The organism is Roseivivax sp. GX 12232, from assembly GCF_021272185.1.
Taxonomy (GTDB): domain Bacteria; phylum Pseudomonadota; class Alphaproteobacteria; order Rhodobacterales; family Rhodobacteraceae; genus Roseivivax.
On sequence record NZ_JAJSEC010000004.1, the window covers coordinates 358,251 to 371,495 of the forward strand.

The 13,245-nt window shown below is 68.4% G+C and carries 11 protein-coding genes; 9 read left to right on the forward strand and 2 right to left on the reverse strand.

The window, feature by feature from the left end:
• Positions 1 to 128: 128 nt before the first annotated feature.
• Complete coding sequence (locus LR948_RS10045; protein WP_232753878.1) at positions 129 to 503, forward strand: antibiotic biosynthesis monooxygenase; 375 nt, start codon at positions 129 to 131, stop codon at positions 501 to 503.
• Positions 504 to 541: 38 nt separating this feature from the next.
• On the opposite strand, the gene LR948_RS10050 is transcribed toward LR948_RS10045, so the two are convergent.
• Positions 542 to 1,345: an undecaprenyl-diphosphate phosphatase gene (locus tag LR948_RS10050; protein WP_232753879.1), complete on the reverse strand. Its 804-nt coding sequence runs from the start codon at positions 1,343 to 1,345 to the stop codon at positions 542 to 544.
• Between the two features lie 225 nt (positions 1,346 to 1,570).
• On the opposite strand from LR948_RS10050, the gene LR948_RS10055 reads away from it, so the two are divergent.
• The 6 genes from LR948_RS10055 (at position 1,571) to queG (ending at position 11,205) form a co-directional block, all read left to right on the forward strand.
• The gene (locus LR948_RS10055; protein WP_232753880.1) at positions 1,571 to 3,007 is read left to right on the forward strand and encodes an NAD(P)-dependent oxidoreductase; all 1,437 of its coding nucleotides are present in this window, start codon (positions 1,571 to 1,573) and stop codon (positions 3,005 to 3,007) included.
• Complete coding sequence (locus tag LR948_RS10060; RefSeq protein ID WP_232753881.1) at positions 3,004 to 3,462, forward strand: GFA family protein; 459 nt, start codon at positions 3,004 to 3,006, stop codon at positions 3,460 to 3,462. Before LR948_RS10055 ends, LR948_RS10060 begins: the two co-directional genes overlap by 4 nt.
• Positions 3,459 to 7,997, forward strand: a complete 4,539-nt coding sequence (gltB, locus tag LR948_RS10065; RefSeq protein ID WP_232753882.1) for a glutamate synthase large subunit — start codon at positions 3,459 to 3,461, stop codon at positions 7,995 to 7,997. Before LR948_RS10060 ends, gltB begins: the two co-directional genes overlap by 4 nt.
• Positions 7,998 to 8,168: 171 nt before the next feature.
• Positions 8,169 to 8,894 (forward strand): monofunctional biosynthetic peptidoglycan transglycosylase, encoded by a 726-nt coding sequence (gene mtgA / locus LR948_RS10070; RefSeq protein ID WP_232753883.1) that lies wholly within the window; start codon positions 8,169 to 8,171, stop codon positions 8,892 to 8,894.
• A gap of 100 nt (positions 8,895 to 8,994) precedes the next feature.
• Positions 8,995 to 9,660: a glutathione S-transferase family protein gene (locus LR948_RS10075; protein ID WP_232753884.1), complete on the forward strand. Its 666-nt coding sequence runs from the start codon at positions 8,995 to 8,997 to the stop codon at positions 9,658 to 9,660.
• 504 nt (positions 9,661 to 10,164) lie between these two features.
• Entirely contained in the window at positions 10,165 to 11,205 is a 1,041-nt protein-coding gene (gene queG / locus LR948_RS10080; RefSeq protein ID WP_232753885.1) for a tRNA epoxyqueuosine(34) reductase QueG, read from the forward strand.
• A 197-nt stretch (positions 11,206 to 11,402) separates the two neighbouring features.
• Here queG and LR948_RS10085 read toward each other — a convergent pair whose 3' ends face one another.
• Positions 11,403 to 11,891, reverse strand: a complete 489-nt coding sequence (locus LR948_RS10085) for a hypothetical protein (RefSeq protein ID WP_232753886.1) — start codon at positions 11,889 to 11,891, stop codon at positions 11,403 to 11,405.
• Positions 11,892 to 12,200: 309 nt separating this feature from the next.
• Here LR948_RS10085 and msrB point away from each other — a divergent pair, with 309 nt between their 5' ends.
• Both msrB and msrA read left to right on the forward strand, forming a co-directional pair.
• Positions 12,201 to 12,650, forward strand: a complete 450-nt coding sequence (msrB, locus tag LR948_RS10090) for a peptide-methionine (R)-S-oxide reductase MsrB (RefSeq protein ID WP_232753887.1) — start codon at positions 12,201 to 12,203, stop codon at positions 12,648 to 12,650.
• Complete coding sequence (gene msrA, locus LR948_RS10095) at positions 12,647 to 13,159, forward strand: peptide-methionine (S)-S-oxide reductase MsrA (protein WP_232753888.1); 513 nt, start codon at positions 12,647 to 12,649, stop codon at positions 13,157 to 13,159. The genes msrB and msrA overlap by 4 nt, the downstream gene beginning before the upstream one ends.
• The last annotated feature ends 86 nt before the right edge of the window (positions 13,160 to 13,245 follow it).

Genomic DNA, 13,245 nt, shown 5'->3' on the forward strand with positions numbered 1-13,245 from the left:
CCGGCCCGGTCATGCAGGAAGCGGGGTGGGGTGCGGGGTGGTGTTTGTGGCGCGTCATGCCCGATGGGGGAGGGGCGTTTTGCCCGGGGCGCGGTTGCGGTAGGAGGGCGCGCGAGGAGGAGGACGCCATGATCGCCATCATTTTCGAAGTCATCCCGGCCGAGGGGCGCCGGGCGGAGTATCTCGACATCGCGGCCGAGATGCGGCCCATGGTCGAGGAGGTGGAGGGCTTCCTCTCGGTCGAGCGCTTCCAGAGCCTGACCAACCCCGAGAAGCTTCTGTCGATCTCCTTTTTCGAGGACGAGGCGGCGGTGGCGCGCTGGCGCCGGCTGGCGGCGCATCGCGGCGCCCAGGGCAAGGGGCGCGCGGGGGTCTTCTCGGACTACCGGCTGCGGGTGGCGCATGTGCTGCGCGACTACGGGATGTTCGACCGGGACGAGGCGCCGGAGGACAGCCGGGAGGTCTTCGCGGCGGAGGGCCCGGAGGGCTCGGCGGCGCGGTGAGGCTCGGGCCGGGCCTTGGCCGCGCCCGGCGGGCCGCGTCAGCTGTAGGCGTAGACCAGGAGGCCCGCGCCGAGGATCACCCGGTAGATCACGTAGGGGGTAAAGCTCAGCGTGTTCAGAAGCCGCATCATCAGCGCCAGGGCCGCCAGCGCGGCGAGGAAGGCCAGGAGCGCCGCGAGCCCCGCGTCGCCCCAGGGGAAGGCGCCGGGGGCGACCAGGGCCTCGATCCCCAGAAGCCCGCCCGAGGCCAGGATCGTCGGGATCGACATCAGCATCGCCAGCCGCGCCGCGTCGTGGCGGGCGTAGCCGAGCTGCCGGGCGCCGGTGATGGTGATGCCCGCCCGCGAGGTGCCGGGGATCAGCGCCAGCACCTGCCAGAGGCCCAGGATCACCGCGTGGCGCAGGGTCCAGGCCTCGGCGGCGCGGGTCTCGGGGCCGGTGCGGTCGGCCCAGTAGAGCACCAGCCCGAAGCCCAGCATCGCCCAGCCGATCACCGCGACCGAGCGCAGCGCCGCGTCGAGCCCGGTGGCATGCAGCACCAGGCCCACCAGCATCACCGGCAGGGTGGCGACCAGCAGGCAGAGCGCCAGGAAGGCACCGCGGGTGTCGATCCGCCCGCGCAGGAGCCGGAGCGTGCCCGCGAGCGCCACCCGCACATCGGCCCAGAAATAGAGGATCACCGCCCCGAGCGTGCCGACATGCACCGCGACGTCGAGCGCGAGCCCCTGATCCTCGGCCCCGGTGAGGCCGGGCAGGAGGATCAGATGGCCCGAGGAGGAGATCGGCAGGAACTCGGTGATGCCCTGAATCAGGGCCAGAATGACAAGGTGAAACAGCGACATGGGGCGGAAATCCAAGAAGAAATAGGTCGTGAGATCCTGCTACCGCGCGGGGATCGTCCAAGGAAGCCGGAAAATATGTCGCAAAACGGACCTAATTTTGTGCCGCAAGGCCAGGCGCTTTTGCGGATGCGACGAAACTTTTGCGATATAGGTCAGCATGTGTTACTTTTCTTTTCCCGAGGCTGGCTATATGAGACCGCCAAGAGGGAATCCGAGGATATTGTCATGGCGAAGCAGCCGATGCTGAAATTCGTGTCCGTGGGGCGGGACATGCCCCAGAAGCGCACCGCCGAGGAGCGCGCCCGCGACTTTCAGGAGATCTACGCGGAATTTGCCGAGCGGAAGGCCGAGGAACAGGCCGGGCGCTGTTCGCAGTGCGGCGTGCCCTACTGCCAGTCGCATTGCCCGCTGCACAACAACATCCCCGACTGGCTCCGGCTGACCGCCGAGGGCCGCCTGCAGGAGGCCTACGAGATCTCCCAGGCCACCAATACCTTCCCCGAGATCTGCGGCCGCATCTGCCCGCAGGACCGGCTCTGCGAAGGCAATTGCGTGATCGAACAGTCGGGCCACGGCACCGTGACCATCGGCGCGGTGGAAAAGCACATCACCGACACCGCCTGGGAAGAGGGCTGGGTGCAGCCGATCGCGCCCGCCTCTGAGCGGCCCGAGAGCGTCGGCATCATCGGCGCGGGCCCGGGCGGCCTCGCGGCGGCGGACGTGCTGCGCCGCGCCGGCGTGCAGGTCACCGTCTACGACCGCCACGACCGCGCGGGCGGGCTGATGACCTATGGCATCCCGGGCTTCAAGCTCGAGAAGGAAGTGGTCATGCGCCGCAACGTGCAGCTCGAAGAGGGCGGCGTGACCTTCCAGCTCAACTGCGCGGTGGGCGAGGACATCACCTTCGCCGAGATCCGCGAGAAACATGACGCGGTGATCATCGCGACCGGCGTCTACAAGAGCCGCGAGCTGCAGGGGCCGGGCGCCGGCGCGCCGGGCATCGTGCGCGCCATCGACTTCCTGACCGCCTCGAACCGGGCGGTGAACTTCGGCGACGACGTGCCGGAGTTCGAGAGCGGCGAGCTCAATGCCAAGGGCAAGCGCGTGGTGGTCATCGGCGGCGGCGACACCGCCATGGACTGCGTGCGCACCTCGATCCGGCAGGGCGCGACCAGCGTGAAGTGCCTCTACCGCCGCGACCGGCAGAACATGCCCGGCTCGCAGCGCGAGGTCGCCAACGCCGAGGAAGAGGGCGTCCAGTTCGAATGGCTGACCGCGCCCAAGGGCTTCAAGGGCGAGCCGGTCAGTGCCGTGGTGGTGCAGAAGATGCGCCTCGGCGCGCCCGATGCCACCGGCCGCCAGAGCCCCGAGATCATCGAGGGCTCGGACTACGACGAGCCCGCCGACCTGGTGATCAAGGCGCTGGGCTTCGAGGCCGAGGCGCTGCCGACCCTCTGGGACACGCCCGAGCTGGAGGTGACCCGCTGGGGCACCGTGAAGGCCGAGTTCACCACCGGCGCGACCGCGCTGCCCGGCGTCTATGCCGTGGGCGACATCGTGCGCGGCGCGAGCCTGGTGGTCTGGGCGATCCGCGACGGCCGCGACTGCGCCGAGGCGGTGCTGCGCCAGTTCGACGGCGCCGCGGCGGTGGCGGCCGAGTGAGCATCGAGGCCCAGGCCGGCACGACGTCCACCGCGCTGGTCGGGCGGTGCCTCTGCGGCGCGGTGACGATCCGCGTGGCAGAGCATGACCCGGAGCTGCGGGTCTGCCACTGCGCCATGTGCCGCCGCTGGACCGGCAGCCTCTACGCGATGTTCGCCGCCGGCCCCGAGGGGCTCGAGATCGACGGGCCGGTGACGCGCTACCGCAGCTCGGCCTTCTCGGAGCGGGCCTTCTGCGGGAGCTGCGGCAGCCATCTCTGGCTGCGCGACGACGGCGACGAGGCTTATGAACTGATGCCGGGGCTTTTCGAGGCGGCGCGCGCCTTCCCCCTGGTGTCCGAGATTTACACGGACCGCGCCATCGCCGCCCTGCGGCTGCCCGGCGAGCACACCCGCCACACGCGGTCCGAATACGAAGCATGTAACCCCTTCGTGTCAGAGGAGGATCTGCCATGACCAAATACGACGCAAACTGGGCCGCCGAAATGGAGGCCAAGCGCAAGTGGCTGGCCGAGAACGGTCTCTATTCCGAGGCCGAGGAACATTCCTCCTGCGGGGTGGGGCTGGTTGTCTCGCTCGACGGGACGCCCTCGCGGAAGGTGGTGGAATCCGGCATCTCGGCGCTCAAGGCGATCTGGCACCGGGGTGCCGTGGACGCCGACGGCAAGACCGGCGACGGCGCGGGCATCCACGTGCAGATCCCCGTCTCCTTCTTCTACGACCAGATCGAGCGCACCGGCCACACGCCGCGCAAGGACCAGCTCATGGCCGTCGGCCAGGTCTTCCTGCCGCGCACCGATTTCGGCGCCCAGGAAACCTGCCGGACCATCGTGGAGACCGAGGTCCTGCGCATGGGCTACTACATCTACGGCTGGCGCCACGTGCCGGTGAACGTCGACTGCCTGGGCGAGAAGGCCAATGCCACCCGCCCGGAGATCGAGCAGATCCTGATCTCCAACGCCCGCGGCGTGGACGAGGAGACCTTCGAGCGCGAGCTCTACGTCATCCGCCGCCGCATCGAGAAGGCCGCGGCGGCCGCCGGGGTGAACCAGCTCTACATCGCCTCGCTGTCCTGCCGGTCGATCATCTACAAGGGCATGATGCTCGCCCAGGACGTGGCCGAGTTCTATCCCGACCTCCAGGACGACCGCTTCGAAAGCGCCTTCGCGATCTACCACCAGCGTTATTCGACCAACACCTTCCCGCAGTGGTGGCTGGCCCAGCCCTTCCGCATGCTCGCCCATAACGGCGAGATCAACACGCTGAAGGGCAACACCAACTGGATGAAGAGCCACGAGATCCGCATGGCCTCGGCGACCTTCGGAGAGATGGCGGGCGACATCAAACCGATCATCGCCAACGGCGCCTCGGATTCGGCCGCGCTCGACGCGGTCTTCGAGGTGCTGGTGCGCGCGGGCCGCAACGCGCCCATGGCCAAGACCATGCTGGTGCCGGAGAGCTGGTCCAAGCAGGCCGAGGAGCTGCCCCAGGCCTGGCGCGACATGTATTCCTACTGCAACTCGGTCATGGAGCCCTGGGACGGCCCGGCGGCGCTCGCCATGACCGACGGCCGCTGGGTCTGCGGCGGGCTCGACCGCAACGGCCTGCGCCCGATGCGCTACGTGGTGACTGGCGACGACCTGCTGATCGCGGGCTCCGAGGCGGGCATGGTGCCCACCGACGAGGCCACCGTGAAGGAGAAGGGCGCGCTTGGCCCCGGCCAGATGATCGCCGTGGACATGGCCGAGAAGAAGCTCTTCCACGACGTCGAGATCAAGAACAAGCTCGCCGCCGCCCAGCCCTTCGGCGATTGGGTCGGCAAGATCACCGAGCTCGACGAGCCGCTGAGCGGCGTGCAGGAGACGCCGCTGTTTGACGCAGGCGAGCTGCGCCGCCGCCAGATCGCCGCGGGCTACACCATCGAGGAGATCGAACAGATCCTCGTGCCCATGGCCGAGGACGGCAAGGAAAGCGTGGCTTCGATGGGCGACGACACGCCCTCGGCGGTGCTGTCCAAGCGCTACCGCCCGCTGTCGCATTACTTCCGGCAGAACTTCAGCCAGGTGACCAACCCGCCGATCGACAGCCTGCGCGAGTTCCGCGTGATGTCGCTGAAGACGCGCTTCGGCAACCTCAAGAACGTGCTCGACGAAAGCTCGTCGCAGACCGAGATCCTGGTGCTCGACACGCCCTTCGTCGGCAATGCCCAGTTCGAGGAGCTGAAGACGCATTTCAACGCCGAGATGGTCGAGATCGACTGCACCTTCCCGACCGGCGGTGGGCGCGACACCCTGAAGGAGAACCTCGAGCGCATCCGCGCCGAGGCCGAGGACGCGGTGCGCTCGGGCGCGGGGCATATCACCCTGACCGATCACCGCGCCGACGAGGACAAGGTCGCCATGCCGATGATCCTCGCGACCAGCGCCGTGCACAGCCATCTGACCCGCAAGGGCCTGCGCACCTTCTGCTCGCTGAACGTGCGCTCGGCGGAATGCATCGACCCGCATTACTTCGCGGTGCTGATCGGCGCCGGCGCGACGGTGGTGAACCCCTATCTCGCCGAGGACACGATCGCCGACCGCATCCGCCGCGAGCTGCTCGACGGCACGCTGACCGAGGCGATGCGCCGCTACCGCGACGCCATCGACCTGGGCGTGCTGAAGATCATGTCGAAGATGGGCATCTCGGTGGTCTCTTCCTACCGGGGCGGGCTCAACTTCGAGGCGGTGGGCCTCAGCCGCGCCATGTGCGCCGAGTATTTCCCCGGCATGATCAGCCGGATCTCGGGCATCGGCGTCTCGGGCATCCAGAAGAAGGTCGAGGAAATCCACGCGCTGGGCTTCCGCGGCGGCCGCGACGTCATGCCGATCGGCGGTTTCTACAAGGCCCGCAAATCCGGCGAGACCCACGCCTGGGGCGCGCAGACCATGCACCTCATGCAGGCGGCCTGCGACCGGGCCTCCTACGAGCTTTGGTCGCAGTTCTCCAAGGCGATGCGGGCCAACCCGCCGATCCACCTGCGCGACCTTCTGGACATCAAGCCGCTCGGCAAGCCGGTGCCCATCGAGGAGGTGGAAAGCATCACCTCGATCCGCAAGCGCTTCGTGACGCCGGGCATGTCGCTGGGGGCGCTGTCGCCCGAGGCGCACCGGACGCTCTCGATCGCGATGAACCGCATCGGCGCGAAGTCCGACAGCGGTGAGGGCGGCGAGGATCCCAAGGATTTCACCCCCGACACCAATGGCGACAACCGCTCGGCCAAGATCAAGCAGGTGGCCTCTGGCCGCTTCGGGGTCACGGCGGAATACCTGCTGAACTGCGAGGAGCTCGAGATCAAGGTGGCCCAGGGCGCCAAGCCCGGCGAGGGCGGCCAGCTTCCGGGCATGAAGGTCACCCAGCTGATCGCCAAGCTGCGCCATTCGACGCCCGGCGTGACGCTGATCTCGCCGCCGCCGCACCACGACATCTACTCGATCGAGGACCTGGCGCAGCTGATCTACGACCTCAAGCAGATCAACCCGCGCGCCAAGGTGACGGTGAAGCTGGTGGCCTCCTCCGGGGTCGGCACGATCGCCGCGGGCGTGGCCAAGGCCAAGGCCGACGTGATCCTGATCTCGGGTCACAACGGCGGCACCGGCGCCTCGCCGGCGACCTCGATCAAATACGCGGGCCTGCCCTGGGAGATGGGCCTGACCGAGGCGCACCAGGTGCTGTCGATGAACAACCTGCGCAGCCGCGTCACCCTGCGGACCGACGGCGGTCTGCGCACGGGCCGCGACATCGTCATGGCGGCAATGATGGGCGCCGAGGAATACGGCATCGGCACCGCCGCGCTGATTGCCATGGGCTGCATCATGGTCCGCCAGTGCCAGTCGAACACCTGCCCGGTGGGCGTCTGCACCCAGGACGATGACCTGCGCGAGAAGTTCACCGGCAATGCCGACAAGGTGGTGAACCTCATCACCTTCTACGCCCAGGAGGTGCGCGAGCTTCTGGCCCAGATCGGCGCGCGGTCGCTCGACGAGGTGATCGGCCGGGCCGACCTTCTGAGCCAGGTGAGCCGCGGGTCGGACCACCTCGACGACCTGGACCTGAACCCGCTTCTGATCCGGGTCGACGGCGCCGACGACGTGATCTTCGACCGCAACGGCCCGCGCAACGAGGTCGACGACACGCTCGACGCCGAGATCGTGAAGGACGCCGCGCGCTTCCTGAACGACGGCGAGAAGATGCAGCTCTCCTACGCGGTGCAGAACACGCATCGGACCGTGGGCACGCGCACCTCGAGCCACATCGTCGAGCGCTTCGGCATGCGCAATTCGCTGCAGCCGAACCACCTGACGGTGAAGCTGACCGGTTCGGCCGGGCAGTCGCTGGGGGCCTTCGCGGCGCCGGGGCTGAAGATCGAGGTCTCGGGCGATGCCAACGACTATGTCGGCAAGGGGCTCTCGGGCGGCACCGTGGTGGTGCGTCCGCCCATGGCCTCGCCCCTGGTGGCCGCCGACAACACGATCATCGGCAACACCGTGCTTTACGGCGCGACGGCGGGCTACCTCTTCGCCGCGGGCCGGGCGGGCGAGCGCTTCGCCGTGCGGAACTCCGGCGCGCATGTGGTGGTCGAGGGCTGCGGCTCGAACGGCTGCGAATACATGACCGGCGGGGTCGCGGTGATCCTGGGCTCGATCGGCGCCAACTTCGGCGCGGGCATGACCGGCGGCATGGCTTATCTCTACGATCCCGAGGGCCGCGCGCCCGAGCTGATCAACATGGAGAGCCTGGTCGCCTGCCCGGTAAACACCGCCCATTGGGAGGCCGAGCTGAAAGGGCTGATCCAGCGACACCAGGAAGAGACCGGCAGCCGCAAGGCCGCCGAGATCCTGCAGCACTGGGACGAGGAGAAGGCCCGCTTCCTGCAGGTCTGCCCGAAGGAAATGCTGGACAAGATCGAGCATCCGCTGGGCATCGAGGACCACGCCGTCCCGGCGGAGTGATCCGCGGGCGCGCCCTTGCGGGCGTGCGGTGAATTCAGCAAAGGGCCGCCTCGCTTTGGGGCGGCCCTTTTCGCTGGCGGGCCGGTTTCTGCCCGGCGACCCGAGGTCCTGGCCCGCGGTCCCGCGCCTTTTGCTTTGCCGCCCCCCGGCCCGCCCGGCTATGAGAGAGCCATGGCCAAGAAATCGAGCAAACCCAAAACCAAGACCAAGCCCGCCCGCCTGCGCCCCGGCCGGCTATTGCTGCGCTGGGGCCTGCGCGGGGTGCTCGCCCTGGCGGTGATCCTGGCGCTCGCCGTGGGGCTCTATCGAATCGTGCCGCCGCCGACGACGCCCTACATCATCGCCGAGGCCCGACGGCTCGACGGCGTGGCCCGCGACTGGGTCCCGGCCGAGCGCATCGCCCCGGTCATGCTGCGCGCCGCGGTCGCCGCCGAGGACGCGAATTTCTGCCGCCACTGGGGCTTCGACATGACCGCGATCCGGGACGCCATCGAGGAGGGCGGCAACCGCGGCGCCTCGACCATTTCCCAGCAGGTAGTGAAGAACGTCTACCTCTGGCACGGACGGAGTTGGTCGCGGAAGGCGCTCGAGGCGGTGATCACCCCGGCGATCGAGGCGGTCTGGCCCAAGCGCCGCATCCTCGAGGTCTATCTGAACATCGCCGAGTTCGACGAGGGCGTCTTCGGCGTCGAGGCCGCCGCCCGGCATTACTTCAGCGTCAGCGCCGCCGATCTGAGCCCGACCCAGGCCGCGCGGCTCGCCGCGATCCTGCCCGACCCCAAGGGCCGCTCCGCCGCCGACCCCTCGGGCGCGGTGCGCCGGCGCGCGGCCTCGATCCTCGACGGGGCCGCCACCATCGAGCGCGACGGCCGCGCGGCCTGTTTCGGGGCGGCGTAACCCCGCCCCGCGGTGCCTTGCGGGGCCTTGGATGGTTGAACAGCTTGGCCCGCAGGCGCTAGAGACAAGACGGATTTCAGGAAGCGTTTCGGACCCCTTCATGGCAAAGCTCTACCACGTGCCGCTGTCGCCCTTCTGCCGCAAGGTGCGGCTCAGCCTCGCCGAGAAACGGATCGAGGTCGAGCTGATCGAAGAGCGCTACTGGGAGAAGGATCCCGATTTCCTGCGCCGGAACCCGGCGGCCAAGGTGCCGATCCTGAAGATCGACGGCAAGACCATGGCCGAGAGCGCGGCGATCTGCGAGTGGATCGAGGAGAAGCACCCCGAGCCCGCGCTACTGCCCCGCGGTGCGGACGCGCGCTACGAGGTGCGCCGGCTGGTCGGCTGGTTCGACGACAAGTTCCACAACGAGGTCACCTCCAAGCTGCTCTACGAGCGGGTGAACAAGAAGGTGATGAAGGCGGGCTTCCCGGACAGCTCCAACGTCAAGGCCGGGGCCAAGGCGATCAAGTATCATCTCGACTACATGGCCTGGCTGCTCGACCACCGCCGCTGGCTGGCGGGCGACGTGATGACACTGGCCGATTTTGCCGCCGCCGCGCATCTCTCGGCGCTGGATTACATCTCGGACGTCGACTGGAACCGGCAGGCGGCGGTGAAGGACTGGTACGCGAAGATCAAGTCGCGGCCCGCCTTCCGCTCGATCCTCGCCGACCAGCTGCCCGGCTTCCCGCAGCCGCCGCATTATGCCGACCTCGATTTCTGATCCTGGTCCCTGCGCGGTTTTGGCGTGGGGTTTTGGTGGTTGGGTCTGTCCTCCTGGCTATGGTTTTGGTTGCGCCCCACGCCTTCGGCGCGGGTCGCCCGAGCGGGGGCTCCGCCCCCGCACCCCCGGAGTATTTTTGGCCCGATCATGCCCGGGGGTGGGCGTGGATCTGGGGCGGCGTGACTTTGGGACTGCGCCGGATCGCCGTATCGATTTGGCCGAGCGCTTCTCCGCTGCTCTGGGCGCGCGCTTGTCCGCTGATTTGACAGCGCGCTTCTTCACCGCTCTGGTCGCGCGCCCATCAGATCACGCCACGGGGTGGGCATCGGATCGAACGGAACGCTCCTCCGATCACGCCAAGGGATACGCGTTGGATCGACCCGAGCGCACCTCCGATCACGCCAAGGGGTGCGTGTTGGATCGCCCCGAACGCTCCCCCGATCGCACCATTGGGTGCGCAGTGGATCGCCCCGAGCGCCTCCTCGATCACGCCAGAGGGACCGCATGGATCTGACGACCCGCCTCAAGGAAGAGGCCCGCGCGCAGGGCTTCACCCTTTGCCGGATCTGCGGACCCGACGACATTCCAGAGGTGCCCGAACGCCTGCGCGCCTTTCTCGCAGCAGGGCGGCATGGACAGATGTCCTGGCTCGAGGATCGTGCCTCCTGGCGCGGGGACCCGCGCGTCCTCTGGCCCGAGGCACAATCCATCATCATGTTGGGCGAGAGCTACACGCCCGGGCATGACCCGCTGGAGGTGCTGGGCCAACCCGACCGCGCGGCGATCTCGGTTTATGCTCAGAATCGAGACTACCATGACGTTGTTAAGAAACGGTTGAAGCGCCTGGGCCGCTGGCTGATCGAGGCCGCCGAGGGCGCGCCCGAGATCAAGGTCTTCGTCGACACCGCCCCGGTCGCGGAAAAGCCCTTAGGCCAGGCGGCGGGCCTGGGCTGGCAGGGCAAGCACACCAACCTGGTCAGCCGGGAGATGGGCTCTTGGTTCTTCATCGGCGCGATCTTCACCACGCTCGATCTGGACCGCGACGCTCCCGAGAGCGATCACTGCGGCAGTTGCCGCGCCTGCCTCGACGTCTGCCCGACGGATGCCTTCCCGGCACCCTACCAGCTCGATGCGCGGCGCTGCATTTCCTACCTCACGATCGAGCACAAGGGCCCGGTCGACGAGGCGCTGCGCCCCGGGCTCGGCAACCGGATCTACGGCTGCGACGATTGCCTCGCGGTTTGCCCCTGGAACAAATTCGCGGCCGAGGCCCAAGAGGCCAAATACCAGGCCCGCGACGACCTTCTGGCGCCGCCCTTGGCCGAGCTGGCCATGCTCGACGACGCCGGGTTCCGTGCGCGGTTTTCCGGCTCTCCGATAAAGCGGATCGGCCGCGACCGCTTCGTGCGGAACGTGGCTTATGCCATCGGGAACTCCGGCGATGCGGCGCTGCGCGAGGTGGCGCGCGCCTTGACGGAGGATGCCGACCCCACGGTGCGCGACGCGGCGCGCTGGGCCTTGGCGCGGCTGCCGGAAGAGGGGTGAACGTCGAGGGCAGTGCGCGCGTGTGGCTTGGAAGCAAAATTCGCGCCTCGCGTTGAGCCGCCTGGGAATGCGAGGCAGAGAGCGCACGCAAACCATTAAATTCACTGTGTCTTTGCGACTGGCTTGATGCCCGCCGTGGCCAAATGGGCCTTGGATGTCCGGCCCCCGCGCGGGGAAGACGCGGGGGCCGGTGCGCGTCAGGCGCGATCGTCGATCAGCAGCTCCACGGTGCCCGCGCTGCCCGCGAAGACGCCGATCACGTCCTCGGGAGCGTAGCCTTCGGCCTCCAGAGCGTCGCTGAGCGCGGCATTGCCGGCCACGGCATCCTGGATCTCGGTCAGCTCGCCCTCGGCATCAGCCAGCGCGAGGTCGAGGCGTTCCGCCTCGCCCGGGGCCGCGCCCGGAAAGTCGGAGATCGCCATGGTTTCGATCGCCGCGTCGGCGGGCAGGTCGGAGACCTCGGCCATGGGCGGCAGCCCGTCCTCATAGGCCGTCACCAGCGCGTCCAGCGTCTCGGGTGCGCCGCCAGCCGCGCGCGGGGCCTCCATGCCGAGCGGGCTCGTTTGGCTGCTGGCCTCGGGCGCCGACAGGCTGCTGTCGGGTGCGGTCTGGGCCTGCACCCCGGCGGCAAGCGCTGTGGAGGCAAGAAGGGCGGTGACGCCCAGGGTCTTGCTGCGGATGGTCATAGCAATACTCCTTTGCTCTGCTCGGCCCCGTTGCCGAGGATCGGCGCCGGGGCTGGGCAAGACATGGGCGCTTGGCCGAGGCCTGTCGCCACCTCGCTGCGCGACACCGCATTTTGAGCGCTGGCCCGCCCGCGGCGCGGGCTTGGGTGGTGCGACTCCTTGCCGGTTCCCGGGCTTGCCGCGTCGATGGCGCCCGGTCGCCGAGAGGGTTGGCATCTCACGGCGGGCTGGCGCCGAAGATCCCCCCCGTTGCGTTCGCGCTGCAGGGCCCCATCTTGAACCCAAAGGACCACTGACCAGGAGGGGCCCATGGCCGACTACCGCAAAGACCCCGACATCGTCGCGGCGCTCGACCCCGAGAGCTACCGTGTCACCCAGGAGAACGGCACCGAGCGGCCGGGCACGGGGCGCTATCTGCAGAACAAGGAGCCGGGCATCTACGTCGACATCGTTTCCGGTGAACCGCTCTTTGCCTCCTCTTCCAAGTATGAGTCGGGCTGCGGTTGGCCCAGCTTCGTGAAACCGATCGAGCCCGCGAATATTGCGGAACTGCGTGATACCACCCACGGCATGATCCGGACCGAGGTGCGCTCCAAGCACGGCGACAGCCATCTGGGCCATGTATTTCCGGACGGTCCGGCCGACCGAGGCGGGCTGCGCTACTGCATCAATTCGGCGGCCTTGCGGTTCGTGCATCGCGACGACATGGAGGCTGAGGGCTACGGCCAATATCTTGACCAGGTGGAGGAAAGAGCATGAGCGAACATCAACGCGCGGTCCTGGCCGGAGGCTGCTTCTGGGGCATGCAGGACCTCATCCGCAAGCTCGACGGCGTCGAGGGCACCCGGGTCGGCTATACCGGCGGCGACGTCCCGAATGCGACCTACCGCAATCACGGCACCCATGCCGAGGGCATCGAGATCATCTTCGACCCTGCGCGCATCTCCTACCGGCGGCTCCTGGAGGTCTTCTTCCAGATCCACGATCCGACCACGCTCAATCGTCAGGGCAATGACATCGGTCTCTCCTATCGGTCGGCGATCTACTATGTCGACGAGGCGCAGAAACAGACGGCGCTCGACACGATCGCGGATGTCGAGGCGTCCGGCCTCTGGCCGGGCAAGGTGGTCACCGAGGTCGAACCTGTCGGCGACTTCTGGGAAGCCGAGCCGGAGCACCAGGACTACCTGGAGCGGATCCCGAACGGCTACACCTGCCACTTCCCGCGTCCCGACTGGGTTCTGCCGCGGCGCGACGCGGCGGAGTGACCCGAGCTTTCCCCGCGGCCTGGTCAGGGCCGCGGGGGCGCGTTTTGGGGAAACGAGCGCTTGGGGGACCCTGAATGCCGGGTCTG